The sequence below is a fragment of the Pseudomonas sp. No.117 genome (assembly GCF_054558395.1).
The window spans coordinates 112,465-138,582 of sequence record NZ_BAAJNP010000007.1; the positions used below are offsets into that span (position 1 = coordinate 112,465).

At 59.4% G+C, this 26,118-nt stretch carries 28 protein-coding genes; 26 read left to right on the plus strand and 2 right to left on the minus strand.

Annotated features, from left to right (window positions below):
• Positions 1-6 precede the first annotated feature (6 nt).
• Genes ACYJP6_RS17670 through pilM form a run of 5 tightly spaced genes read left to right on the plus strand, consistent with a single transcriptional unit; the run spans position 7 to position 3,569 of the window.
• Positions 7-531: a type 4 pilus major pilin gene (locus ACYJP6_RS17670; protein WP_459476374.1), complete on the plus strand. Its 525-nt coding sequence runs from the start codon at positions 7-9 to the stop codon at positions 529-531.
• Positions 532-537: 6 nt separating this feature from the next.
• The gene (locus ACYJP6_RS17675) at positions 538-1,473 is read left to right on the plus strand and encodes an ATPase, T2SS/T4P/T4SS family (protein ID WP_459476376.1); all 936 of its coding nucleotides are present in this window, start codon (positions 538-540) and stop codon (positions 1,471-1,473) included.
• On the plus strand, positions 1,470-2,900 hold the full coding sequence (gene pilV, locus ACYJP6_RS17680; protein WP_459476378.1) for a shufflon system plasmid conjugative transfer pilus tip adhesin PilV: 1,431 nt from the start codon (positions 1,470-1,472) through the stop codon (positions 2,898-2,900). The genes ACYJP6_RS17675 and pilV overlap by 4 nt, the downstream gene beginning before the upstream one ends.
• A gap of 9 nt (positions 2,901-2,909) precedes the next feature.
• Positions 2,910-3,128, plus strand: a complete 219-nt coding sequence (locus ACYJP6_RS17685; RefSeq protein WP_459476380.1) for a hypothetical protein — start codon at positions 2,910-2,912, stop codon at positions 3,126-3,128.
• A gap of 3 nt (positions 3,129-3,131) precedes the next feature.
• On the plus strand, positions 3,132-3,569 hold the full coding sequence (gene pilM, locus ACYJP6_RS17690; protein ID WP_459476382.1) for a type IV pilus biogenesis protein PilM: 438 nt from the start codon (positions 3,132-3,134) through the stop codon (positions 3,567-3,569).
• On the opposite strand, the gene ACYJP6_RS17695 is transcribed toward pilM, so the two are convergent.
• On the minus strand, positions 3,566-3,694 hold the full coding sequence (locus tag ACYJP6_RS17695; protein WP_256681076.1) for a hypothetical protein: 129 nt from the start codon (positions 3,692-3,694) through the stop codon (positions 3,566-3,568). The genes pilM and ACYJP6_RS17695 overlap by 4 nt on opposite strands.
• 236 nt (positions 3,695-3,930) lie before the next feature.
• On the opposite strand from ACYJP6_RS17695, the gene ACYJP6_RS17700 reads away from it, so the two are divergent.
• The 4 genes from ACYJP6_RS17700 (at position 3,931) to ACYJP6_RS17715 (ending at position 8,804) form a co-directional block, all read left to right on the plus strand.
• Positions 3,931-4,848 (plus strand): glycosyltransferase family 2 protein, encoded by a 918-nt coding sequence (locus tag ACYJP6_RS17700; protein WP_459476383.1) that lies wholly within the window; start codon positions 3,931-3,933, stop codon positions 4,846-4,848.
• A 4-nt stretch (positions 4,849-4,852) separates the two neighbouring features.
• Complete coding sequence (locus tag ACYJP6_RS17705) at positions 4,853-5,728, plus strand: glycosyltransferase (RefSeq protein ID WP_459476385.1); 876 nt, start codon at positions 4,853-4,855, stop codon at positions 5,726-5,728.
• 193 nt (positions 5,729-5,921) lie between these two features.
• Complete coding sequence (locus tag ACYJP6_RS17710) at positions 5,922-6,080, plus strand: hypothetical protein (protein ID WP_459476387.1); 159 nt, start codon at positions 5,922-5,924, stop codon at positions 6,078-6,080.
• A gap of 69 nt (positions 6,081-6,149) precedes the next feature.
• Entirely contained in the window at positions 6,150-8,804 is a 2,655-nt protein-coding gene (locus tag ACYJP6_RS17715; RefSeq protein WP_459476390.1) for a TrlF family AAA-like ATPase, read from the plus strand.
• A 207-nt stretch (positions 8,805-9,011) separates the two neighbouring features.
• Here ACYJP6_RS17715 and ACYJP6_RS17720 read toward each other — a convergent pair whose 3' ends face one another.
• Complete coding sequence (locus ACYJP6_RS17720) at positions 9,012-9,830, minus strand: 6-hydroxymethylpterin diphosphokinase MptE-like protein (RefSeq protein ID WP_459476392.1); 819 nt, start codon at positions 9,828-9,830, stop codon at positions 9,012-9,014.
• A 287-nt stretch (positions 9,831-10,117) separates the two neighbouring features.
• On the opposite strand from ACYJP6_RS17720, the gene ACYJP6_RS17725 reads away from it, so the two are divergent.
• The 17 genes from ACYJP6_RS17725 to ACYJP6_RS17805 all read left to right on the plus strand — a co-directional run bounded on the left by ACYJP6_RS17725 (position 10,118) and on the right by ACYJP6_RS17805 (position 26,035).
• The gene (locus tag ACYJP6_RS17725; protein WP_459476394.1) at positions 10,118-12,142 is read left to right on the plus strand and encodes a DNA topoisomerase III; all 2,025 of its coding nucleotides are present in this window, start codon (positions 10,118-10,120) and stop codon (positions 12,140-12,142) included.
• A gap of 992 nt (positions 12,143-13,134) precedes the next feature.
• Positions 13,135-13,554, plus strand: a complete 420-nt coding sequence (locus ACYJP6_RS17730; RefSeq protein WP_459476396.1) for a hypothetical protein — start codon at positions 13,135-13,137, stop codon at positions 13,552-13,554.
• A 256-nt stretch (positions 13,555-13,810) separates the two neighbouring features.
• Entirely contained in the window at positions 13,811-13,936 is a 126-nt protein-coding gene (locus tag ACYJP6_RS17735) for a hypothetical protein (RefSeq protein ID WP_007160880.1), read from the plus strand.
• Positions 13,937-14,239: 303 nt separating this feature from the next.
• Positions 14,240-14,479 (plus strand): hypothetical protein, encoded by a 240-nt coding sequence (locus tag ACYJP6_RS17740; protein WP_044340832.1) that lies wholly within the window; start codon positions 14,240-14,242, stop codon positions 14,477-14,479.
• A gap of 103 nt (positions 14,480-14,582) precedes the next feature.
• Positions 14,583-15,053: an STY4534 family ICE replication protein gene (locus ACYJP6_RS17745; protein WP_058788560.1), complete on the plus strand. Its 471-nt coding sequence runs from the start codon at positions 14,583-14,585 to the stop codon at positions 15,051-15,053.
• Between the two features lie 142 nt (positions 15,054-15,195).
• Entirely contained in the window at positions 15,196-15,363 is a 168-nt protein-coding gene (locus ACYJP6_RS17750; RefSeq protein WP_208693041.1) for a hypothetical protein, read from the plus strand.
• Positions 15,364-15,414: 51 nt separating this feature from the next.
• Positions 15,415-15,639, plus strand: a complete 225-nt coding sequence (locus ACYJP6_RS17755) for a hypothetical protein (RefSeq protein ID WP_044340834.1) — start codon at positions 15,415-15,417, stop codon at positions 15,637-15,639.
• A gap of 116 nt (positions 15,640-15,755) precedes the next feature.
• Positions 15,756-16,187 (plus strand): hypothetical protein, encoded by a 432-nt coding sequence (locus tag ACYJP6_RS17760; RefSeq protein WP_459476400.1) that lies wholly within the window; start codon positions 15,756-15,758, stop codon positions 16,185-16,187.
• Positions 16,188-16,251: 64 nt separating this feature from the next.
• Entirely contained in the window at positions 16,252-16,806 is a 555-nt protein-coding gene (locus ACYJP6_RS17765; protein ID WP_459476402.1) for a hypothetical protein, read from the plus strand.
• A gap of 80 nt (positions 16,807-16,886) precedes the next feature.
• Positions 16,887-17,591 (plus strand): DUF5983 family protein, encoded by a 705-nt coding sequence (locus tag ACYJP6_RS17770; RefSeq protein WP_459476404.1) that lies wholly within the window; start codon positions 16,887-16,889, stop codon positions 17,589-17,591.
• A gap of 282 nt (positions 17,592-17,873) precedes the next feature.
• The gene (locus ACYJP6_RS17775) at positions 17,874-18,506 is read left to right on the plus strand and encodes a DUF3275 family protein (RefSeq protein ID WP_459476406.1); all 633 of its coding nucleotides are present in this window, start codon (positions 17,874-17,876) and stop codon (positions 18,504-18,506) included.
• Positions 18,507-18,582: 76 nt separating this feature from the next.
• On the plus strand, positions 18,583-18,948 hold the full coding sequence (locus tag ACYJP6_RS17780) for a hypothetical protein (RefSeq protein WP_044340839.1): 366 nt from the start codon (positions 18,583-18,585) through the stop codon (positions 18,946-18,948).
• A gap of 66 nt (positions 18,949-19,014) precedes the next feature.
• A complete protein-coding gene (locus ACYJP6_RS17785) occupies positions 19,015-19,593 on the plus strand; it encodes a hypothetical protein (RefSeq protein ID WP_459476408.1) in 579 nt (192 codons plus the stop codon).
• A gap of 72 nt (positions 19,594-19,665) precedes the next feature.
• Positions 19,666-21,114 (plus strand): DUF6094 domain-containing protein, encoded by a 1,449-nt coding sequence (locus tag ACYJP6_RS17790; RefSeq protein WP_459476410.1) that lies wholly within the window; start codon positions 19,666-19,668, stop codon positions 21,112-21,114.
• Positions 21,115-21,218: 104 nt separating this feature from the next.
• Positions 21,219-23,459 carry an SNF2-related protein gene (locus tag ACYJP6_RS17795; RefSeq protein ID WP_459476412.1) on the plus strand — a complete coding sequence of 747 codons (2,241 nt, stop codon included), beginning with the start codon at positions 21,219-21,221 and terminating at the stop codon, positions 23,457-23,459.
• Positions 23,460-23,615: 156 nt separating this feature from the next.
• Positions 23,616-25,169 (plus strand): AAA family ATPase, encoded by a 1,554-nt coding sequence (locus tag ACYJP6_RS17800; protein WP_459476414.1) that lies wholly within the window; start codon positions 23,616-23,618, stop codon positions 25,167-25,169.
• Positions 25,166-26,035, plus strand: coding sequence for an HNH endonuclease (locus ACYJP6_RS17805; protein ID WP_459476416.1), 870 nt, complete (start codon positions 25,166-25,168; stop codon positions 26,033-26,035). Before ACYJP6_RS17800 ends, ACYJP6_RS17805 begins: the two co-directional genes overlap by 4 nt.
• The last annotated feature ends 83 nt before the right edge of the window (positions 26,036-26,118 follow it).

Genomic DNA, 26,118 nt, shown 5'->3' on the forward strand with positions numbered 1-26,118 from the left:
TCGCAGATGCGTACCCAGAGCTTTACCGGCAGTCGCCGTCAACGTGGTTTCTTGGAGCTGAGCACCCTGTTCGTGCTGATCGTCGTCGCCTTGGGCATCGCCCTGGCCGTGTCGTCCGGCCTGGGTCTGCTCGGCAGTTCCGATGTCAGCAACGAGCAGTCCAACATCGGCACCCTGATCGCCAACACCCGCAAGCTCAAGAGCAGTTCCGGTTACGGCACCTCCGGCACCAACCTGGTCTCTCAGCTGGTCACCACCAAGGGCCTGCCGAGCATGAGTCAGTCGGGCTCGAACCTCTACAACAGCTGGAATGGCGCGGTCACCGTCGTCTCCGGCGGCATGACCTTTACCGTGACCGAGAACGGCCTACCGGCGGATGCCTGTGCGACCCTGGCTACGAAGATCAGCCGCGGCACCAAGGTGACGACCACTATCAATGGCGGCACGGCCATTACCGGAGAGGTCGACTCCGCCACCGCCTCGAGCGGGTGCAGCAAGGACAGCAACATCGTCGCCTGGACCGCCTACTGAGCCGGTATGAGCCTGATCACGCAAGCCAACTTCGTCGACCTCTTTCTCGGTCCGGACTTCTCGGACGTGAAGGGCTTAGACGGCTCGGGCAGCCGGCGCGAGGCCGCGCCGGCTGCTTGGAATAACGAGCTCCAGGCACTGCGTGAGCGGTGCCTGGCGACCCTCCTCGATCACGGCGATCCCGAATTCTCCCTGGTCCAGGACAGCATCGTCCTGCGGGTGACGCAGATCAAGGACGCCTTCGCGCATGACGTCTTCATCATCCGCAAATCCAATGCGCAGATTCGCCCCTTCCACCTGCTCGGTTTTCCCGAGCCGTTGGCCAACGCCATGCTCAATGACCAGGTGCGTGGCCTGGTCATCTTCTGCGGCGAGATGGGTACCGGCAAGACCAGCAGCGCGGCGTCCCTGATCGCCGCCCGCCTGCAGGAATGCGGGGGTACAGCGCTGGCGATCGAGGATCCGGCGGAAACCAACCTTAATGGCCTTCATGGACAGGGTCGCTGCATCCAGATGCAGGTATCCCGCCGCACCGGGGGCTATGAGGAGGCGCTGCTGCGCGCGTTGCGCACCGGCGCCGACATGATCTTGATTGGCGAGATCCGCGACACCGCCACGGCCGTTCAGGCGGTGCGTGCGGCCATCAACGGGGTCTTCGTCGTCTGCACCTTTCACGCCGGCAGCCCAACGCAAGCCCTTGACCGTGTCCTGGCGCTTGCCAGCAACGAGATTAAGAACGCCCGCGAGATTCTGGCCCAGGGCCTGGTCGCCGTCGTGGCGCAAACGCTGGAGACCCAGAAGGATCGCCGGATCCTCAAGGTACGCAGCCTGCTGCTAACCGAGGCGGACGGCCCCGCCATCCGGGAGAAGATCCGCAAAAACGAGATTTCGAGCCTGGACCAAGACATCGAAAACCAATCCACCAGGAGTCTGTGGGCATGAGCATGCAAGACAATGGAAAGCAGGCCGGCTTCATCGCTGTGGAAGTGCTCTTCGGCCTGATCGTGTTGTCGATCCTGGCCGGGATCGGCATCAACCAGATGATGAACCGCATGGACTCGCAGAACTACCAGATCGCCGCGGACCAGCAGAAGCAGGTTGCCGACGCTGCGGCCAAGTACCTCAAGGACAACTTCGCCACCGTCTACGCTGCGGCCGGTACCACAACGCCCGCGCAGATTACCCCGGCGATGCTGCGCAACACCAACTACCTCCCCGCTGGCTTCACCGACGCCAACGCTTTTGGCCAGACCTTCGTGGTGCTGGCACGGCGGGTCGCGACCAACCAACTCGAATCCATCGTGCTCACCACCGGCGGCCAAGCCATAGATGAGATGGGCACCCGCGAGATCGCCGAGAATCTTGGCGCCCCGGGCGGCTTCGTACCGGTGGCCAACACCGGCATCATCCAAGGCGTGCGCGGAGGCTGGTCGCTGACCCTGAGCAACTACGGAGTGAACCCGGGCGCGGGCCACACCGCCAGTGCCCTGTTCCTGCAGGATGGCACCCTGGCCAACGACTATCTCTACCGCAATGCTATCGCCGGAAAGCCCGAGCTGAATCGGATGAACACCGCCCTGAACATGGGCGGCAACGACCTCAACAATGCGGCCAATATCACCGCCTCGGGTACCGCCAGCATTAGCGGCGATGTGAACGCTGGCCGCAACGTCAACGCCAGTGGCAACGTAAACCTCAATGGTACGGTCACCGCTGGCGGAGACCTTCGGGCCGGCTCGATGTACCTACAGGGCAATGCCACCATGAACGGCACCGCTACGGTCGGGGGCAACGTAGCGGTCTCTGGCGATACCACCACCGGCTCGATGTACGCCCGGGGCAACGTCCAGGGCGTCACAGCCAGCATGTCTGGGGAGACGTACACCCAGGGTTGGTTCAGGACCCGCGGGGACACCGGCTGGTACAGCGAGAAATGGGGCGGTGGCTGGCACATGACCGACAGCGACTGGGTACGGGCCTACGCCGGCAAGAACGTGTACACGTCCGGCCAAATGCGCGGGAACAGCCTGTTCTCCGACGGCAGGACGTACGTTGGTGAGTACATCCAGCTGATCGGCTCGGCGACGGAAAACGCGGGCTGCGCCACCAACGGCTTGGTCAGCCGCGACGGTGGCGGCGCCTTGCTTTCCTGCCAGAGCGGGTTGTGGAAGCGCCAGGCCAGTAAGACGCCTACCTGCCACGCCTACACCATCCCGGGTTACGACCCGAATGACGTAACGACCTATGCCTGTCCAGTCGGAACCAAGGTGGGCTGGGACACCGGTGGTAGCGGTCAGCGCTGGGCGTCCACGCCTAATATCGCAATCGGCCAGAACGATTATGCGACCATCTTCTGCTGTGAATTTTGAGGCAGCCGCATGTACGACATTCCGACCCTGCTAGCGCTGCGCCTGCTGGCCAGCGCTGTGCGTGTCCAGCAGCAGACGCTGGAAAACATGGCCCTCGACGAGCCAGGAACCCATCAGGCCCGCGAGCTGCTACACCAGGTCGACGCCCTGCTCGAGGAGATGATCGATCCAGAGCAGCTCGAGACTCTGGTGCAAGAGCAAAAACGCCTGAGCCGGAAGGTGGGCTAGGCCATGCCCATGCTGTGGATCATCCTGGTGGTAATACTCGCCGGAGCCGGGCTGCTGAGCGAGCAGTTGCAGCGCAGCGACAATCGTCGTCAGACCGTCGACGTCTCTGCACTTGCCCATAATCTGCTGATCTACCGGAACGCCCTGGCCGAGTACGCCTACAACAACCCGGGCCTCTCAGGCGCGCCGGCGGATTCCGCGCTGGCCTTGCCCACCTGGTGGGTGCACGCGGCAGGGGTGAGCGGCTATGTGCAGGCCGGATCCAGCTACGCCTACTACGCAGCGCCCCCCAATGGCCTGGTGACGACGCTGGCCGAGCTCACCGAATCCGCCGCGGTGGGCTACGCCACAAACGGGCAGCTTGTCAGCCCCTCGTCTGGCGCCACCGGTATCGCCCTCCCAGCAGCCGTCCCTGCCGGCGCAGCCGTGGCCTATCGCTAGACGAACAGTTCGGCAAGCAAGGCAACGCCGCCGGCCAGAACGGCGCCAGCGGTCAATGTCAGAGCCATCATCAGGCCACTGGCGGTGACAGCGATCATGTCGGTCGGATGGTCTTCAGTGTCCATGCTGAGATCCTTGATAGGAGATCATTCTGGACCGGTTGGGTAGCATGAAAATTCAGGCAACCGTCCACAGGCCTGGACCAATGGAAGCTTTCGGGGTGTGACTGGCAGGACTGGAGCAAGGCAGAGAAGCGACCGGTGAATCCCTAGAACAGGCAGGTTCGAAAAGTGACGTTTGGGTCGCGTGGCGTCCATCGGGCGAAGTACAATTTCAAGGCGTCAAGAATGGACCTTTCGCTATGCAAGCTCTCCCCCTCCCGCGCACGTCACCGGATGATGATGCCCCGAGGCATCTGCCGCTGATCTCCGTGATCGTGCCCTGCTTCAATGCCGGCCGCTACCTCGAGGAAGGCCTGGCAAGCATCTATGCCCAGGACTACCCGCACTTCGAAGTCATCGTGATCGACGACGGATCGACCGACGACAGCGCCCATCGCCTACTTGCGCTGCAGGCACGCTATGGCTTCACGTTGCTCACGCAGATCAATGCTGGCGTCAGCGCTGCGTTAAATACCGGTCTCGCCCATGCCCAGGGAAAATACGTCGCCACACCGGATCTGGACGACGTGATGCTGCCGCACTCCTTGCGAATCCGCGCGGCCTATCTTGAAGAGCATCCTGAGACTCCTTGTGTGGGCGCCCTGGTCAGTTTCATGGACAGCGACGGCAATTGGCTGAAGGACCAGCACGCAGCAGGCGTTCAGCTGCTGGACTTCGATGAGATCCTGCGCAAGACCCAGGTGGTGGGCGCACCGGTTGCGCTCTATCGCAAGGCGGTACTCGATCAGGTCGGGGGATACGATCCGGCGATTCGCGTCCAGGACTTCCAGATGACGCTCAAGGTCGCGGCCCTGGGCCGACCCATTGCGATCTTGCCCGTAACCGTGACGCGCTATCGCCGCCACGGGGGCAATCTTTCCCGGCGGTACCGGCTGCTACTCGAGGCGGACCTGCTGGCCATCGCCCCCTACAGGGATCACCCCGGCTATCCCGAGGGGCATACGTCCGTCGTCAATAAGGCCCTGAAATACGCCGTGCGGCACGACAAGCTCGAAGCGCTGCGCATGCTGCGGCTGATTCCGCTACGCGACATGGATCGCACCACGTTGCACCGTGTTCGTCGCCTGCTTACGCCCTACCGACCTGCCAGGAAGTAGCGTCATGATCTCCATCGTCATCTGCTCGGTGAAGCCTGAGCTGCTGGAAGCCGTTACCCACAGCATCGAAGCCACGATCGGCGTGCCCTACCAGCTGATTTCCGTCGACAACCGCCAGGCGAACCGTGGGCTGTGCGCCGTCTACAACGAAGGCGCCCAGCGGGCTCGGCACGACATCGTGTGCTTCATGCACGAGGATCTAGAGTTCTTGGAGAAGGACTGGGGCCTCCGGGTGGTCGACCACTTCCAGGAGGACGTCCAGCTGGGTGCGGTCGGCGTTGCCGGGGCCCGCTTCAAGAGCCGCGGCCCCTCCGGCTGGATGGCGGCCGGCAAGGCTGAGACAAACTGCATGCGCCTCCACCAGCGGCATCGTGACGGCACGGATAACCTCTTTCACCTTCGTCCTGCAGGCGATAAGCGTTCGCGTCAGCCCGTTTGCACGCTCGATGGGGTCTGGATCTGCGCGCGCCGCGAGGTGGCCCTCGAGCTGCCCTTCAACGAAGCCCTCCCCCCCTTCCATTTCTATGACATCGACTTCGCCCTACGGGTGAGCCGGCATTATGGGGTGGCGGTGGTCTACGACGTCGGCCTGCGCCACTTCTCCGAGGGCCATTTCGATGCGCGCTGGATGCGGGCCGCGCTCGACTACCAGGCGCTGCGCGAGGAAGCGGTCGCCCGCGTTGCACTTGGTGCCGATGACCTATCGGTGAGGGTGCTGGAACAACGCGGCGCGCGCTTCTGGATGAAATTCTTGCGCAAGGTCAAGGCGCCGTGGCGCCTGCGGTGGGAGTGGGTGCAGGCCAGCGGCGCGCTCGGCTATCCCAAGCTGTGGTGGCTAGTAGCCAAGTTTCTCTGCTATTACCCGCTTAAATTCCGCTAGGTCTGTCAGGCCTAGACCACTGATCGAATCAGCGTACCCGCGGGCTTCGAGTCAAGCCCGGCTGATGGCGTTATACCAGAGGTTTTGCGAGGTCGTCCGGCTCTTGGTATTCAGCGAGACTAGGACCCGATAATTTGTCAGGCCCTGAGCGCTGTGCACGTTGGTCGAATACCCGATTCACCACGACAAATTCATGGTGATCGACGGAAAAACGGGCCTGATGCATACCGGAAAGGATCTCTCCATCCGGTATCCCTTCGCGGATGTCAGCATCGATCAGGACTGTCAGCTGAAGCGCCAGCTAAAGACTCCGGCCATGCAGCCGAAGACACTGGGGAACAAGGGCCTCTAGCGACGCATGCCAAGATCTAAAAACCGCTCAGTTGACCCTATATGATTTTTCTGTAAGGAGCTCACCATCATGGATGATCACTTCACCTACGCCCGGTTCTGGCGCTGCGCTCTGCAGGTCAACCCGTTTTCTTACCATGCGGCATACCGAGGTGCCGATCACCAATTAGACGAATCCGCTTACAACCAGGCTCTACTTCAGAAATGTCTGGAACTGGATATCAAGGTAGTTGGGATCGCTGATCATGGAAGTGTTGAGGCGATAGATGCTCTGCGGCAGGTACTGACCCAACATGGGATCGTGGTCTTTCCTGGCTTTGAGATTGCCGCAAGCGACAAAACACATTTTGTCTGCCTGTTCCCTGAAGACACCTCGGTACAGTCCCTAGAACGCTACCTAGGGAGTCTTGAGCTGCTGGATCCTCATGAGTGCATTCTTCCATCTCAATTAAGCTCCATCCAGTTGATCGACAAGATCGAGCAGATGAATGGATTTATCTACGCTGCCCATTGCACACACGACAGCGGGCTTCTGAAAAATCGCCTGGCCCATGTCTGGAAGCACCCCAGACTTAGGGCAGCTCAGATACCTTTTTCCGTTGACGACCTGGCGCGTGAGGAGAGCGGTTTCTACCGTCGTGTGCTTTTGGGGCGGGATGATGCTTATCGTAGGCAGAGGCCCATCGCAGTTATCAATGCAAAAGACGTCGCTAAGCCTGATGACCTTGAGAAGCCTAATGCAACGTGTCTGATCAAGATGACCCGCCCAACCTTCGCGGCTTTCAAGGTGGCATTCCTCGATCCCGATTCACGCATACGACTGAACTCAACTGAGGCCAAAAGCCCAATTGGCCGACTGATCAGTATGAACGTAGCCGGCGGTTACCTTGACGGACTGCATGTCAGTTTCTCCGAGCATCTGAATACCGTCATTGGAGGACGAGGCACAGGCAAGTCAACGCTTATCGAATGTGTACGTTTCGCTCTCGATTGCAAACCCAAAGGGAAGCAAGCTCAAAGGCTGCATGCCGAGATCATCAAGGAAAATATAGGCCTTGAGGGTGGCCGCGTTGAACTGACATTGGTTTCGTCTTCACAGAACGGTCGCCGATACACCATCAGTCGGCGCTACGGCGAACCTCCAATTGTTCGAGACGAAAACGGCGCGCCATCGACCATGACACCCGGTGATGTGATGCCTGGAATCGACATCTATGGTCAAAATGAGATCTATGAGCTTGCACAGGACGAATCCAGCCGCATTCAACTACTCGAACGCTTTCTGCCAGAAGAAGGTGATTACAACCTCAAGCGAGCCGATGTCCAGCGTCGGTTGAAGGCAAACCAAGAGAGTATTTCTGAGGCGCTGGGGGACATCGACGATCTGGCTGCGAAGGTTAATCGCCTCCCTAACCTAGAAGAACAGTTGCGAGGGTTCGATGACCTAGGGGTAAAGGAAAAGCTGGCCAAAAACTCTTTACTCGCTCGCGAACGTGAGATCGCCAAAAGCGCCCAAAAGGCGATTTGCAACGTCCGAAACGGAATACCAACGTTCGGGGACCACTTTCCAGACCTTTCATTTATCAATGACAAGGCGCTGGAAGGTGTGCCTGACATCGATGCTCTCATCGCCATGCGAGGCACGTTGGAAAAGCTCGCAACGGACTGTGCCATTCACCTTAACGCGCTGCAGACGCTCGCGGACGAGGCAGTGCAGTTGTTCAATACACAGCACGACGCCTGGGAGCAGCAAATCAAAGAGCACGATACAGAGCTTGAGAAAGAGCTTCGTGCCTTACCGGACGCAGCAGGTAAAACGGGGCAAGAAATTGGTGTGGCATACCAACGTATACAGGAAGAAATAGAGCGCATTAAGCCTTTGAATTCCAAGCTGCCCGGTCACCAGACACGGCTCGATGAGCTCCAGCAGGAACGCCGTACTGTCTTAGCTGAGCTCTCGGATCTGCGGGCAGAACGTATTAGCGCCCTCGTAACAGCTGCGAAGAGAATGAGCCGACGGCTTCAAGGCAAGCTCAAGATTGAAATCGTTCCTGAAGCAGATAGATCTCCTATTCTTCAATACCTTCTGGCCTGCAGGCTCGAAAGCATTGGCGAAAAAAGACTTGGTTGGATTGGTGCGGCTGAGTCCATCACGCCGATAGCTTTGGTCAAATCCATAAAGGAAGGCCCTGATGTTGTCTGCCGTGACTGGGGCACAACGCAGATGGTGGCCGACGCTCTTGCCAAATTGCAGCCATCTCAAATAATGGAGCTCGAAGCACTGGAGTTGGCCCATAGAGTCGATATCTCCTTGAACGTCGCTCATAGTGACGCCGAGCCAGCGTTTAGGCCGCTGAGCAAGCTATCCACGGGGCAGCAATGCACAGCTATCCTTCATATGCTGTTGCTAGATAATGCTAGCCCGCTGCTCATGGATCAGCCGGAAGACAACCTAGACAACGCATTCATTGCCGAGAGGATCGTCGCTGAATTGAGGGACGCCAAAACTTCCAGGCAGTTCTTATTCGCTACCCATAACGCAAACATTCCTGTTTTCGGTGATGCCGAATGGATCGGAGTTTTCACTGCCGAGGAAAAGCGGGGGTCGCTAACCCTAGAAGCTCAAGGATCAATCGATGTGCCGGCGATCCGGGATCAAGTCGCGAAGATTTTGGAAGGTGGCAGAGCTGCCTTCATTCAACGCAAAGAAAAATACGAGTTTTAGAGCCCTGAAACGATAGCCATCTTCCCGTCCAGGGTCTGGATTGGCCATTGATCATGCCATGCAGGCCCGTTCGCCGCTTATGTTCCAATTCAGCCTATCCATCACCACCTTGCGAGGCTGTATGGGTTCGCATCTCTGCTTTTCGAGATCCTGCTGCAGGGACAACGTCGTGGACTTGTCGTAGCGTTTGGCGATTGCAGCGGGTACCTAAGACGCAAGTGCTCGGCGGGGACGGTTTAGCTCACGCTGTACCTGATGCGGACACGCCCGCGGAAAGACGTCCCCGGGTATCAAGCTCTGCTGGGAGAGGTTGATGATACGTCGCCCTTCTGCGGCCAGCACGCCAGCGGCCAGCTCCATCGCTGGCAGGATTCGCGTCTGCAGGTGCTGATCCAGGCCGCACGGCGCTGACTGCCCAGGAGCAGTCTCGTAGAAGCGCGGTGCTTGGACATTGAGATCGACCCCTGCCAGGTAAATCTCATCGAAGCCCAGGTGATAGGCCAGCTGCAGGCAGATGTACGCAACCGTGCGTACGTCGAAAACGCCGTAGTCCATGTCCTTGCTAAAGCCAATGTCCCGCGCCCGTTTGCTGAAGGGCGAGACCAGGCGCACGGCCTGGCCCTGATCGCGGCCGAAGTAGTCACGAAAGCTTGCCCGGGGTGCCTTGCGAAGCGCGTAGACCTTGCCAGCATATCGGCTGGATAGCCGCTGGATGTCCTCAGGCCAAAGGGCTAGGCCATGCGCTTGCTCGACTGCGGCCTCATAGAGAGCCGGCTGCTGCTCCTGGAAGCTGCGATCGCTGCAGACGTAGTACAGCGGTCGAATGGATGCCTCGAGGAGCTTGGTGACTGCGCCATTCATGGTGATGATCGGCACGCCGGCCCAGCGATGAATGTCGAGCTCGGCGGATGAAGGACCGGACGCCAAGATCAGGACGGCGCCCCGATGGGCATTTTTTTGCGACGCGAAAGCGCTTCCCACGTGGAAAATCTCCATAGGCGGGCCAGACAACTTGACCTTGGCCAAGCGCGAATAGGGTTCGTTCGGAAGGGCTTGTTGTTATCGAAAGCGAGGGGGCTGTTGCAGAAGATCCCGCTCGGAAAGCAGAAAACGCTGGCAGCTGGTGTCCGCTGAAAATTGACCCAGGTCGCTATGGTCCCAAACCAAGTCCTCCGCCGGCAATGATCGTTAGCGGGACAACTATCTCCAAGCTGTAACCATATCTGCACCAGATTCGGTTAAGCGCTGCCCGGAAGTACCGCACCTGCCACCGTTCGCCCTGTAGGCCAGATGGCCATCGACAGGGGAATCCCATGCGTGTGTTTTTGTGCGAGAAGCCCAGCCAGGGCAAGGACATTGCCCGGGTGCTCGGCGCCACTGGGCGCGGTGAGGGCTGCATTCGCGGCCAAGGCGTGGTCGTCACCTGGGGGATCGGCCACCTCCTCGAGCAGGCGCCGCCCGAGGCATACGATCCGCAGTTGAAGTCCTGGTCTCTGGACGCGCTGCCGATCCTGCCGGCGAGCTGGAAGGTCGAGGTCAAGCCCAAGACCAGCAGTCAGTTCAAGGTGGTCAAGACGCTGCTCAAGGAAGCGACCGAACTGGTCATCGCCACTGACGCCGATCGCGAGGGCGAGATGATCGCCCGCGAGTTGTTGGAGCACTGCGGCTACAGCGGCCCCGTCCAGCGCCTGTGGCTATCGGCGCTCAACGACGCCTCGATCCGCCAGGCCGTAGCGAGCCTCAAGCCCGGGGCCGAAACCTTTCCCATGTATCACTCCGCGCTGGCTCGCTCCCGGGCGGACTGGCTGATCGGGATGAACTTCACCCGGCTGTTCACCCTGCTTGGCCGCCAGGCCGGGTACAGCGGGGTGCTGTCGGTAGGACGAGTGCAGACGCCCACCCTGCGCCTAGTGGTCGACCGCGACCGAGAGATCGCCCACTTTGTCCCGGTACCGTTCTGGAGCCTGGACGTGTTGCTGGCCGCCAACGGCCAAACGTTCACCGCGCAGTGGCGGCCTGCCCGCGACATCACCGATGACGAGGGGCGCTGCCTGGATCAGCGCCATGCCCAGGCGGCGCAGGCGCGCCTCACTGCTGGATCTTCCGCCATTGCTGTGTCGGTCGAGACCGAGCGGGTCAAGGAGGTGGCGCCCCTGCCCTTCGATCTGGGCACGCTGCAGGAGATCTGCTCCAAGAAGCTCGGCCTCGGGGCCCAGGAGACCCTGAACGTCGCCCAGGCGCTGTATGAGACGCACAAGGCGACGACCTACCCCAGGACCGACTGCGGTTACCTGCCCACCAGCATGCTGCCGGAGGTACCGGCCGTGCTCGAGGCGATCCGGCGGACGGATCCGTCCGTTTCCCCGGTGCTGGCCAGCATTGATCCGGCGCAGCGCTCGCGGGCCTGGAACGACGCCAAGATCACCGCGCACCACGGCATCATCCCGACCCTGGAGCCCGCCAACCTGGCGGCCATGAGCGACAAGGAACGGGCGGTCTATAGCCTGATCCGCGCGCATTATCTTGCCCAGTTCATGCCCCACCACGAGTTCGACCGGACGGTGGCTGATTTCGACTGCAACCAGGTGGCGTTGCGGGCGGTGGGCAAGCGCATCGTCGTGGCTGGCTGGAAGACGCTGTTCCAGGCTACGCCTGCTGCTGAGGAGGATGAGGACAGCAAGGAGAAGGACCGCTCGCAGATCCTGCCGCCACTGCAGAACGCCTCTCGCGCCCAGGTGCAGCAGGCCCAGCTCAAGGCGCAGCAGACGCAACCACCCAAGCCCTATACCGAAGGCGATCTCATCAAGGCGATGAAGACCGTGGCCAAGCTGGTGACCGACCCGCGCCTGGCCGCCAAGCTCAAGGAGACCACGGGCATCGGCACCGAGGCCACCCGGGCTAGCATCATCCAGGGGCTGATCGATCGTCAGTTTCTGCTCAAGAAGGGCAAGGCAGTGCGGGCATCCGACGCCGGCGTCTCGCTAATCGCCGCGGTGCCGCCGACTGTGGCCGACCCGGGCACTACCGCCATCTGGGAGCAGGCGCTGGACATGATCGAGGCCGGTACCATGCAAATGGATGACTTCATCGCCAAGCAAGGTGCCTGGATCGGCAAGCTGGTCGCCCAATACCGCCAGACCACGCTCACAATCAAGGTCCCGGACGGCCCGTCCTGCCCGCTCTGTCAGGGCAAGATGGCGCAGCGAAAGGGTAAGAGCGGTGACTTCTGGTCCTGCCTGCGCTACCCCGACTGCAAGGGCCTGGTGAACATCGAAACATCAAAAGGGAAAGGCAAGGGCGGCCCAGGAAAAGCCAAGCGCAGCAGCGCTTCCGCGTAGGATTGAGGCCTCCGGGAGCTTTCTTGCCTTTGTCACGGTCAGAGCCCCATAATGCAACTGTTCCACCCCGCTCGCGCGCTGGCGGTCATCAGCGGCAACCCCGGAGTTTCTCGACCTAGTCCTGAAGCTCCACCCCCAAGAGCACGCTAAGCATCGGGTAGGGCGTGTAGATCTTTGCGTGATGCTCTCCCTGTGTCTCCCTGCTCCGCAGCTGACACGCAGCCGTCTAACTACGTGAAAAGCGGGTTTACAGGCACATAGGGCTCACAGAAGGTTCGGTGCATACTAGACCTAGGGCCAACCTGGTGTGTTGGCCCACACTGTTCCTCCCTTCAGCTGCATTCGAAGGGTAGCCTGGTCCTCTCGGCATCGCCTGGTGGACGAGGCTACCCCTCGGGTAGCCCTCCTCTCTGCCGGTGCCCGCCGGCGCAAAAATGGGATCCCTTTGTGCGCGGATGCGTGCCTTGCGATTACTGGCCCTAGCCACGATAACGGGTCGGGTGAATGCGACGATCATCAGGACGGTAGGTCAATGCCCAGGGACCACCAGCGCCGGTGCTCACGCTCACAGGTGGCATCTTTCTCTTGAGCTCTACTAGCCTCACTCTCGCCGAGGCGCCTTGCTGCTAGACCCAGCGCTGCGCCTGGCGCGCTTCTCCTGCCTCCCTCCTCGCTCGATCGCCGCTTCCGCTCCTGCCTCGCTCTGCCCTCCTTCCGCTTGACAGCCCTATCCGCCGCCTCCGATGATTGCCCCATGTTCCGCTGACGTCGTCAGCAACATGCCCAGGCAGCTCTGGATCTCAAGACTGCAACGTGGTCATCCACGTCGATCCGCACCCATAGTTCGCCAAGCTTCCGGAGGCGCGAACGGTTGACCGGTTCTACCGGTTGATGGAGGCACCTCACACATCTGCTTTACCTACCCAGCGGGGACACACTCCTCCGCCCGGGATCAGTGTTTCTCCGCATTACTCACCTGCAGGAGAAACACCATGACCACTACTACCCTGAGCTATCGCTTTGGCGAATCCGTCGGTACTGCCCTGCGTGAAGTCATTCGCTCCGTGCGTAATGCTCAAGCCCAGGCACGTACTGCGCGGCCGTCTGTAGCAACGCTTGAGCGGCGTGTCGTCGAGTTTCCGCAACCGATCGTATCGGCTGCTGTGCTCGAGGAGATGGATCACGTGCCGGCGTTCGTTCGCCGCAACGCGATCAACCTCAACACCTGGTTCAAGCAAAACACCCAGGAAGCCCAGCCTGAAAAGCCCAAGCGCGAGCGCAAGCCGCGCAAACCCAAAGCTGCTGCTTCTGCCGCTGAACCTGTCCAGTCTCCAGCACCTCGTGTGCTGCGTCCGGGCTCCTTGGACCAGCTGATCGCCCCGGTCGACCCTGAGGTCGCGCTGGCCAGCTGATTCACACCTTACCCACCCCTGTCGGGAAACCTCCCGTCAGGGCAGTTTTCCTGACTTTACCCTTGAAGAAGGAAGACTATGAAACCTAAGCGTCAAGCTGCCCTCGCGGAGGATCTTCGTAAGATCGGTACAACCGCTGTAGCAGCTGCTGTCGTAGGCCTTTTCCTCAGCGACCACAAGTCGTTGACGGCTTGCGCACTGGTAACTGGTGCAGTAATTTGGCTGTATGGCATCTACCTAACCAAGGAGGAATGACATGAGCCAGACCGCCTTCGGGATACTCATGCTGGGAAGCCTGCTGACTCTGTGTACTGGTTTGACGGTCTGGGCTGACTGGCCCAACCTCAAGCAGAAGGCTCAGAAACTGCTAGGCCACCACTGATTGATGCGCCGCTCTACCAAAGCCCTCCTCGGAGGGCTTTTTCATTTCAAGGGTATTGACAAGCGATACGGCCCTGAACATTCTGAGGGTGTATGCCGCTGACGTTGTCAGCAACATGCCCCAGGCAGTCTCGGATCTCACGACTGCAATGCGCTCCAAGCGCATTGATCCAAACCCAAGTTTGCTAAGCATTCGGTAGCGCGAACGATTGACCGGTACCCCCGGTTGATGAATGCACCTTCCACCCACCCTCGACGGGACTACCCGTCAGGGCCGGTCTCCGTTACAACCTGGAGACCTTCAATGAAAAGCAGCTTTGCGTTGTACCAGGCGTTGATTGCGATCAATGTCCCGGATGACAAAGCCACTGCTGTTATCGATGCTCTGGAGTCCGATATGCAAAATCAGCTCGCTACCAAAGCTGACTTAGCAGACATCAAGGCTGAGCTCGCTCAGCTGGAACTCAAGCTCACCATCCGCATGGGCGTCATGCTTTCTGCTGCTGTCGGCATCCTGCTGGCCGCGATGAAATTCATGCACTGACCTGGCACCACCCTTTCTGGCTACACCCACCCACGCGGGGAATACTCTTCCCCTCCCGGGCAAGGTGTTCTCCGTTTTCACCTATTGAAACTGGAGATACACCATGAGCAACCAAGCCAACGAAAGCCAATACTTCGACCTGCACACCACCGGTATCGGTTACCTCAACCGCATCCGCGAAGTGAAACCTAAAGGCAGAGGCGCCAAGCCATTTTTGGCCGTCACCGTAGCAGCCCTGTGCGGCAGCAAAGAAGCGGTGGAATACCGCTACATCGACTGCAATGTCGTCGGCGCCGAAGCTGAAAAGCTGGTTCGTCGTTGCATTGAAGCCGTCAACGCTGAGAAGAAGGTCCTCGTGTCCTTCCGCATCGGTGATTGCTGGGCTGATCCCTTCACCTACTCTTCCGGACCGAAGCAGGGACAACACGGCGCAAGCCTGAAAGGTCGCCTCCTGTACATCGGCTGGATCAAAGTAGAAGGTGAGTTCGTCTACGAAGCCAAACCGCGCGACGCAGCCCCGGCTGAGCAGCAAGGTACGGATCAAGGGGATGACAGCGACCAATCGGCCGCTTGAGTCACCCAGTTCTTCCAGGCGCCCACCGGGCGCCCCTGCTCTACCTAGGCTTTGCCACCTTTCTCTTCGCACACCCATCCGGGGGCACCATCCCCGGACCGGGGCATGGTGATCTCCATTAGCTGAATTTTTGGAGCCCATCATGCAAGTCATCGCCACCATCAAGTCCGAGCTGCCCGCCCTGCCCATCGTTGCCGAAGTCTCCTATGACGACGTCGCCGAAGAGCTGCTGAGCAGCGACCTGTTCTGCGACAACGCCTGGTTTCTGTTCGAGATGAACGCCACCAGCGCTGATCGCGTCCAGGCCTGACTGACCACACCCTATAGGCGCCCTCGGGCGCCTTTGTCTTTTGGAGGCCCCATGGCAACCGATACCGCACCTGCTCACAGCAAGTTTGATCACGACGACGCCGGCAACAACTACCCGTTGCAGGTCCTGCAGTCCCGCCGCGGTTTCTACCTCGGTACCCTGGACGATGAAGGCCTGCCCTTTAGCCGTGAGTCGGCCGAATACTTCCGCAGCCATAAAGCTGCAGCAGACGCTCTTCATTCGGGAAAGTGGGCTCGGCATTCGCTGAGCATCTGACCACCTGAACACCACCCACCAGGGCTCTCTCCCTGGTGGGATATGGCCCTGACGCACCTAGGTATTTGCCAGCTAGCTATCGATTGCTATGCTGCAACCTCAACAGGATGTGAACCATGCCATATAACGTTGTGATCTCAGGATGCGTCGAGTGCGCGGTCGTCAGCCTGGAGGCTGCCGGTCAGGCCCTCACCTTCTACCGAGCACTAGGCCACAAGCCACGGTTGTTCTACTCGATGTCCATCGATCACCTCGGTGATGAGATTGATGACGCAGGCAAGACCCTGCGCGAGTACAAGTCGATGAGCGCGGCGGAGTTTGCCGAGTACCTCAAGAGGTTTCGTCAGGTCCGATACGCCCGCGATCACGATCTCGACCGCCCCACCCTATCAGCGCCGCTTTTCAATGTGTTCGGGGCCTACAAGGGTCGTGAACGCTTCATAGCTGAGCTTCACTACCAGGACGGATCAGAGCAACCCTCTGACATTCGCGTCCATACCCATCTGCTGCGTGTCACCCAGGGCCTCATGGCACTCGAAGACCTGTAGCAACACCTGACCATTACCCAGAGGGGCTGACCCTCTGGGCAGCTCTTCGTCCGAGGAGCTGCACATGAACAATGATTCGACTTCCGCCACTCAAGCCATCACCGAACACTCCGGCCTGGTGGCCGTGCTGGCCGACCTGCAGCGTCAAGGTTGGCGCGCAGCCGAGCTTTGGGATGGCGAGGAATGGGTTCCCATCCAGGCCACCTGGTCCGCAGACGAGATAGCCGAACACGCAGCAGAGACCGAGCTGTCCCGAGTGCGCTTCCTATCGGAAAACCGCGCGGGTCACGAAGGCACGATGCTGCTGGTGTGGGGCAACAGTCCCATCGAGTTGATCGCCGACATGACCATAACCCATGGCTTCGCTGAGGCCGTCGAAAGTGCTCAGCGGACGGTCTGGCCACACTACCCTGATGATGAAGCTGCCATCTGCTGGACTTGCCCAAAATGTGGATCGACTGATGTCTCGGCAGAAGGTGGCGTGAACTCCCCTCACCCTGTGACAGATTCTCTTGGGGATGGTGAAGCCGTCTGCGACGGCACCTGCGAGATGACCTGCAACACCTGTCAGCATCAAGACAGCGCCATGTTCTTCGCTGACGATCTAGACCAGCTGTAACCCTTCTTAACCGAACGCTACCACTACACAACCCAGAGGGGCCGACCCTTTGGGCGGCTCCTCGTTTTGAGGAAACGCCCATGACAACGCCCAACCCTTTCATCCGCGGTTACCAGGACCTGTACATCCGCCGCGAGCTGCTGATCACCTACGACGACCACTTCCAACCCTGCTACCGGCAGATACCCGATGGGCAGAAAGATCCAGCCGACCAAGAGGTCGCAGGTCACTACTGCATCTTCAACGATACCCATGCTGTGGCTGTGGAGCCCGGTGACGTCACGGAAGACCAGCACACCCTTTACCCGGCAAACGGCCAGATACGTGCTGTGGTCTACGCGGTTCGGGCTATGGAGAATGGCCAGGAGCTCCACCTTGGCGACACGGAAACGCTGGAACGGGCCCAAGGCCTGCTCAAGCGTATCCAGTTCGAAACCGGCTTCTATAGTCGCGCCTTCGAGATCACCTCTTCCCATTTGCCTGATGACGAATGGGATGAGCTGCAGGACCTGGTGCAGCATGCCGATACCCACCAGCTGCTTTTCGAGTGCTTCACCTTGCCAGACAGCGATGCCGTCGGCTTCAAGCTGCACTGTACGCCCTGGACGGATGAGCATCTCGCTTATGCCTGCGCTAGTTCACTTTCGGACGTTGAAGCTGCTATGGATAGCCAAGGATTCCTGCCCGAAACCATACGGGTGCTCAGTCTAGCCGGCCAGGCCGACGTCCGGATCCTTATTCTTGATCCCAACGGCTGCCTGCTCGAAGGTCTGCCTCAGTTTTAAACCCCCTTATTAGGCTTCGGGCGCCTTTCTTTTGTCCGGCCTATTGACCAGGTACGGCGCCGCTTTCAGAATTCGTCCCACATGCCGCTGACGTTGTCAGCCATGCCCAGGTGGTCAGGATCTCAAGACCACGGCGCCCTGCGCTGATCCAACCCCAAGCTTGCCGAGCATCCGGTAGCGCAAGCGGTCGGCTCCGTCGATGGATGCACCTCTCACCGTTTTCCCCCACAGGGTACCCATCCCCTGTCGGGCATGGCGTGCCCCCTTTTCACGAGGACCGCCATGATCAAGATCCCCGGCCATCTGGCCATCCGCACCATCCAGGGACGCAACGGCGCCTTCAACGTCGGCCGCCTCTCTACCTCTATCGGCGAATTCGTCATCAAGGACGCTGTGCTCGAGCAACACGTCGAGGGCAAGTATCGCGGCGAGTTCGTCATCACCGAGATCCGTGCCTCGTCCTACAGCACCGGCGGCCGCCTGGTCATCGAGATTCGTGCGCGCCTGGACAGCATGGTGCTCGAGGACCTCGATACCCTGACGGCTTACGACAACGCGCAGATCGATGCGCAGTCACCGGATCCGCTCGATGAAGAGCAACCTGTCGCGGCGCCCCCGCCGAAGGCTCGACCCCAACCCTCTCGTTCTGCCAGGCCCGCCAGCGCTCCGGTCGCGCCTGCAGACGACAACACCCCCTTCGGGATGCCGGCATCACCTGCCTCTACTCAGCTGATACCTGAGCCGGATGTCGATGATGCTGACCAGGAGCTCTTCGGTACGGTCTGGCCACTTGGCGAGACCGTGCGGCTGGACTCTACGGTCGACCGGCAACGCCTCCGGCAGCAATGCCAGCGGCTCGGCCAGCTGGGCTACACCATGGACTTCAAGTCGCAGGCCTGGAACCGCGCGGCCTGACCTCACCCTTCAAAACCACACCCGGCTGGGACCTCTCCCAGCGGGAAGGCCTGGCCATCACTTAAGGACCTTCCCTATGGGCTGGCTGTTTTCTCATCCCACGCGCGATGCGCTGATCGCCGAACTCACCGCCGACGGCGAAACCGACAACTGCACCCGCACGGTCATCGATCATCACCTGGTCGACAACGTGCTGTGGCAGGTCGTGAAGCTGGTCCCCAAGCGCGATGGCGTCTTTCCCGGCGTCGCCGCCGGTGAGGCTTGCGTCTTGATCGGTTGCGACCTACTGGACATTCACAGTGGTCAATGGGGCCATAAGTCCCTGGACGAAAGCTCGGGCCCCTTCTACTGGAGTTGCCCGCTGCACTTCTTGCCCAGGGCCACCCACGGCATCAACCCCGAATGGCGCGAAGGCGTCCGGCGATACCACGCGGCGCGCTGAGCGCCTTCTCTCACCCACCTCGGGGCAACCGCCCCCTGGGCGCGTTGCCTCCCTCAGGAGCTGACGATGCCCCTCTACCCTATCGATGAGTGCCCCGATCTGCTGGTGGACGCCTGCGTCTGCGATGAAGAACGGCGGCTGATCTTTCTCTCGGCCTGGGGCCGCGACACCGCCGTCCAGGAGTTTCTGGCCAGGCTTACCCTGGGACGCAGCGAAGGCGGCCTCGAGCAATTCCACCTGGTCCAGAGCGGCCGCAGCCTGCCGGTCTTTCCGGACGCCGAGCGGCTAGAGAAACGCACGACCCGCCAGCTGCGCGGCACCCTGTTTGGCAGCCTGCTTCACGTCTGGCTGTTCGACGGGCGCTGCGCGTTACCGGATCGCGCCAATCACCTGGCCTACGCCCTGGTGCGCGACAACATAGACCCTCTGGCCAGCCTCTGGCCGCTGGTGGTCGATACCTGCCCTCTACCGCTTCTGCCGCACTGGCAGGGACCGGTCATGGAGCTGCTCCTGCAGGAGCAGATGCTCGAGCGCCTACCTGGCGCCCTGGGCGACCTGGCCGGCTGGCGACTCCGACTCAAGCTCGACGAGCTGCAGTACCACCTTGTCCGGCGCATCCGTGCTGGTCAGCTCACCACCTCCTGATCGGGCCGCTAGCGGCCCTTACTCATTAACGTTTTTAACGTTCCTTAACGCTGACTAACGGGAGCTTTACCCATGGCCCTGATGTTTCCGCGCCTGGCGCGCAACTTCGCCAAGAACGGCTATTACCCCACCGATGAGGTCACCCTCGAACGTACTCTGCAGGCCCTGAGCCCTGCCTCCACCGGCACCATGCGGATCCTCGATCCGTGCGCCGGCGAAGGTGTGGCTCTGGCAGAAGCCGCCCATACCCTCGGGCGTGAGCGCGTCCAGGCCTGCGCGGTGGAATACGACCGGGAGCGTGCCGAGCACGCCCGCGACCTGCTCGATCGCGTCCTGCAGGGTGACCTGATGGACACCATCATCACGCGGCAGGCCTATGGGCTGCTCTGGCTCAACCCACCCTACGGCGATCTGGTCGCCGACCACAGCGGCGCCACCCAGTATCAGGGCAGCGGCCGCCGGCGACTGGAGAAGCTGTTCTATCAGCGCTCGCTTCCGCTGCTGCAGTACGGCGGCACCCTGGTGCTGATCGTGCCGCACTACGTCCTGGACGATGAGCTGTGTGGCTGGCTCTGCAACCACTTCACCGGCCTGCGGATCCACGCGGCCGCGGATCCGACCTTCAAACAGGTGGTGATCTTCGGCATCCGGATTCGCCGGCAGGACCTGGCGAGACCCGCTGACGTCAAGGCAACCCGAGAGCGCTTTCGTGCGATCGGCAGCGGCGAGGCCTCGGCTGAACCGCTACCGGAGGTATGGCTCGGGGAACCCTATGGTGTGCCGGCCGCCGTCACGGAGCTTGAGCACTTCTACCGCGTCACTCTGGAGCCTGAGCAGCTCGCTCTGGAGACAGGTCGATTGGGCGGACTCTGGAGCGACTTCACCCTGCACTTTGGCCAGGCTGGCCAAGTACCACGCCCACCGGTCAAGGCGCTGTCGCAATGGCACCTGGCTCTGGCCCTCGCGGCCGGGGCGATCTCGGGCGTGGTCACCGCTCCCAATGGGCGCGTCCTGGTTCTCAAGGGCGACACCTACAAGGAGAAGGTCAGCCGCACCGAGTTCACCGAGGATGAAGACGGCAACGTCCTGGAGTCGCGGATCCTGACCGATCGTTTCGTGCCCGTGATCCGGGCCTGGGACATGACACCAGGATCTCAGACGCTGGGACAGGTTCTGACCATTACGTCGGCGCCGGCGGACGAGCCACCCGCACCGGCAGCACCTGAACCGCTTCGGCCACCGTCAGGACGCTTCGACCCTGGTCGGATCGTCATGACGGCAGCCGTGAGCGAGCTGGTGGAGCGCGGTGAGCTCAACCCCGTGACCTACCTGCGGCGTCATCTGCAGGGGGACTGGGGCGAGCTTGACCAAGAGGACAAGCACAGCAACGCCCAGGCCCTGCGCCTGGGCAATCGCCTGTTCTCCAACTACGAGACCCCAATGTCCGACGAGCCACGGCTCTGGATCATCACCGAAGCTGACCGCAGCGTGACCACGCTGCTGTTGCCCTCGGACTACTAACCATCACCGCCCGCTGGCGGAACCGCTCCATCACCTCAACCCCTCGGGTACGCCGATACCCGTCCGGGGTCGGTCGTGCCCGCTTCTCACATCAGGAGATCCACATGACCGACCAAAACGCTGGCCAACCTGCCCTGCTCACCACCGTTAGCCTGACCGACTTCATCGCCGAGTTCGGCGACGGTCTGCTCGACTCCCTCAACCGTTCCAACCCAGCGGTCTATGCCGGCGCCGCTCACCCCGGGCGCCAGGCCGTGATGGCAGGTCTCAAACGCACCCCCTTCCCGGCGCAAGCCGATGTCGTCCAGGCGATCGCTGCGCTGCTACTCGACCGCGGCGAACAGGCCGGCATCATCAACGCCGAGATGGGGACTGGAAAGACCATGATGGCCATCGCTGTGGCCGCTGTACTCCACGCGGAAGGCTATCGCCGCACCTTGGTCGTTTCGCCGCCCCACCTTGTCTACAAGTGGCGGCGTGAGATCCTCGAAACCGTTCCAGGCGCGCGCGTCTGGGTACTCAACGGACCGGACACCCTGGTGAAGCTGCTCAAGCTCCGCCAGGCCCTGGGCGAGCCGTACGATGGTCGTCAGGAGTTTTTCATCCTGGGCCGCGTGCGGATGCGGATGGGCTTCCACTGGCGGCTGGCGTGCGGTACGCGCCGCGCTGCCGGCGGAAGGCGACTGGCCTGCTGCACGGACTGTGGTCGCGTGCTCGAGGATGAGGAAGGCAACTACCTCATCCTGGAGGACTTCCAGCGCGAGGAGCGGCGCCGGCAGTGCCTGAAGTGCAAGGCGCCCCTCTGGACGCTGATGCGCCCGGGCAAGGCCGCAGGCGGTGACAGGCGCAGCGTGATCCTCAAGTCGATGTGCCGCATACCGACCATCGGTCCCATCCGGGCCGAAAAGTTGGTGGCGGACTTCGGCGAAGAGTTTCTCGCCACCATGCTGGCTGACAACGTCCACGAGTTCATCAACCTGATGGACGCCAAGGGCAACTTTGTCTTCAGTGACCGCCAGGCTAAGCGCATGGAGCGGGCGATGGCCAACCTGGAATTCGGCTTTGGCGAGGGCGGCTACCAGCCGACCGAGTTCATCAAGCGCTACCTCCCGGACGGTTACTTCGATCTGCTGGTGGTTGACGAGGGACACGAGTACAAGAACAGCGGCTCGGCCCAGGGCCAGGCCATGGGGGTGCTGGCAGCGAAAGCGCGCAAGACGCTGCTGCTGACGGGCACGCTCATGGGCGGCTACGCCGACGACCTGTTCTACCTCCTGTTCCGGATCCTCTCCCGGCGCATGATCGAGGATGGCTACCGACCGAACGCACGCGGCAGCATGGCCCCCGCGGCCATGTCGTTCATGCGCGACCACGGCGTGCTCAAGGACATCTACACCGAGCGCGACAGCCAGTCGCACAAGACGGCCCGGGGCAAGAAGCTCTCGGTACGGACGGTGAAGGCCCCAGGCTTCGGCCCTAAAGGCATCCACCGCTTCGTACTGCCGTTTACCGTGTTTCTCAAGCTCAAGGACATCGGCAACAATGTGCTGCCGGCATACCAGGAGGAGTTCGTCGACATCCCGATGGAGGCGCACCAGGACGCGGCCTATCGGCAGCTGGCTGGCAAACTGACCGCGGAGCTGCGCCAGGCATTGGCACGGCGAGATACCACCCTACTCGGGGTGGTGCTCAACGTGCTGCTGGCTTGGCCAGACTGCTGTTTCCGGCCGGAGGTGGTGAAACACCCTCGGACCCGGGACACGTTGGCCAGGGTCGACGCGATCTTTGACGAAGACCAGGCCAGCCCCAAGGAGGAGGCGCTGATCGAGCTGTGCCGGCAGGAGAAGGCGCTGGGCCGCAAGGTGCTGGCCTACACCGTCTACAGCGGCACCCGGGATACGACCAGTCGGCTCAAGCGGTTGCTCGAGCAAGCCGGTCTGAAGGTGGCGGTACTGCGTGCTTCGGTGGACACGGCCCGGCGCGAGGACTGGATCCTCGACCAGGTCGACCGCGGCGTCGACGTGCTGGTCACGAACCCGGAGCTGGTGAAGACCGGTCTGGATCTGCTGGATTTCCCGACCATCGTCTTCCTGCAGACGGGCTACAACGTCTACACCCTGCAGCAGGCAGCGCGCCGGTCGTGGCGGATCGGTCAGAAGCAGGCGGTACGGGTGCTGTTCTTCGGCTATGCCGGCAGCTCGCAGATCACCTGCCTGCAGCTGATGGCCAAGAAGGTCGCGGTGGCTCAGAGCACGTCGGGAGACGTTCCAGAGTCAGGGCTCGATGCGTTGAACCAGGATGGTGATTCGGTCGAGATGGCGTTGGCGAGGCAGCTTGTGAGCTGATGACATAAGCCCCTCTTAGGAGGGGCTATTTTTAATCGATCAGTCAATAGACTGACAAAGCAACACCTAATCTTTACTGTGCTATGGAGATTTCTGTAGGCTGATTTTCTCCACGAACAAACGCGAGCTCTTAATAAAGCAGAGAAAGGCAAACACATGAAAATTAGTTTTATTGTTTTAGCACGTGGAACATGGATCACAACGCCAGCTTTAAATACAATGTTCTTAATACCGAGCGACTGGGATGACTATTCATATAAGACATCTTTCGCCGCAACACTATACGACTCAAAAGGCACAAAACTAGAATTAGGAACAGTTAAGATAGGATATAGAAATCAGCCTACGGGATGGACCGCTGACTCTATACCGAATAGCTTTGCGAGTCTTCCAGATGAATGGTTTTCACTTGGTCAAGACGTCAAATATTATAAAATCTTAGCAAACCACCTCGACTCAAAAGAATGGAACCTTTTACTAGACTCCCTTGGGGACATAGTCTTTGATAATAAAAAACTCGACTCATGCAAGGATGAAAATGTATTTAACTCCTCCTTGATGCGCGGAGTGAGCCTCTCTGTTATATATGGGCAATTTAGAAGAGTTCTCCAAGGGCATGCAGAGCTAACAGATTTTTCTTTTAACTATTTTGATCCTGGTGACGAACGTAATGCGCAAGTAAAGCTTGAATTTGACGTAACCCCTCTATCAAAGCCATCGACGAACATTCATGTCTTGATCGGACGCAATGGAGTAGGAAAGACCACTCTATTAAATAACATGGTTAGCGCTATTGCATCCCCTAGCGATAAACAAAGATGGAATTTTTACACAAAATCTCGCTGGGGAGCACCTGCAAAATTAGATCCAAATTATTTTAGCAGCGTAGTATCAGTTTCTTTTAGTGCATTCGATCCATTCATACCACCTAAAGAGCAGCCAGACAGAAGCAAGGGAGTTGCTTATTTTTATGTTGGCATGAAAAAACACCGAGCGGGAGAAGCACCTACACCACCCAAATCTGAACACGACCTAGTTGCCGACTATATAGAGAGCTTGGAGTCTTGCTTCAGTCAAGATAGCAAGAGAAAAAGATGGAGCGACGCAATTTCCCGGCTCGAGTCAGACAGCAACTTTGCAGACATGGATCTGAATAGCTTGTTGAATACTGAGCCTGCAAATCTTAGAAGAAACGCAACTATAAAAATGTCTTTAATGAGCTCAGGCCATAAAATCGTCTTACTAACCATAACCAAGTTGGTAGATACAATCGAAGAAAAAACGCTTGTATTAATGGATGAGCCAGAGAGCCACCTCCATCCGCCGCTTTTATCTGCCTTCACCAGAGCCTTATCTGAGCTCCTTCAAGACAGAAACGGTGTTGCAATAATTGCGACCCATTCTCCCGTATTAGTTCAGGAGGTACCAAAATCATGTGTTTGGAAGCTTACACGCTTGCGCACCGCAGGTAGAAGCGACCGACCTGAGAGAGAAACCTTTGGCGAGAACGTTGGTGTACTGACACGCGAAATTTTCGGCTTAGAAGTGACAAAATCGGGATTTCACGAGGTTCTACAAAACGCCGTCGATGAAGGTGGCAATTTTGAAAGCATTATGTTCGATTACGAAGATCAGCTAGGTATAGAAGCCCAAGCTCTATTGCGCACACTTTTGGCCACCCGGAATGCGACTGGGGGAAATACCATATGAAGAGGCTTGCACGCCCTGAGCTTGAAGCCTCAGTGGTTTTTGATGCGTGTATTGGAGACATAGATGACCCTATATTGGCCAACAAATTTCTCGCGGCACGCGCCGATGTTTTAGAATTATTTGAAGAGTACGAAAACCACGCCTCTTCAAATACTCTTTTTACGTTCAAAAACTGCCTTAGAGGTAGAGACGAGCAAATTGTAGTCGGTGATTTGACAAAAGGCGAGCTGGTCGATCTATACACATCTAAATTCGCCGCCAAAACTTGTAGCGCAAGAAAATACTATGATAAAATCATGCTACTTGCACCATTCGGAAAGTGTCCATTTTGCTCCTGCGGCCCAGCCGAAACACTTGATCATTTTATGTCGAAGTCCATTTATCCTGGATTTTCGGTTTTGCCTACAAACTTAGCACCCGCCTGCATTAGCTGTAACAAAGGCAAGGGCTTCGCTGCGCTAAATCCGGGTGATCAGGTTTTGCACCCTTATTACGAGCCAGAACTTATTGATACGACAACATGGCTGTATGCTGAGATTGTGGAGACCATACCCTCCGCAGCCATATTTCACGTCATCCCACCTGGAGATTGGCCTCCCGAGCTTGCGATTAGACTTACCAATTATTTTCGTGAATTTAAAATGGCGTGGCGATTTGGAATCGAATCCTCATCCGAGCTTACCAGTCAAGCCGCATATTTAGTAGATCTTGAATCACACCAGGAAAGACGCATCCATTTAGAAAGAGCGGCAAGAATAGAGCGTAGAGATAGAAAAAACTCTTGGAAAGCTGCACTATTCGAAGCTTTATCACAAAGCTTATGGTTTCAGCAGGTTGGGTGTGAATTACACAGCCGAGGGCTTTAGGACCTATTTTATAACGAGCGCCATTGCAACTAATAGGTCGCATGGCGCACAAAGATTTAGCCAAGGCCATGTTTAAGCCATCG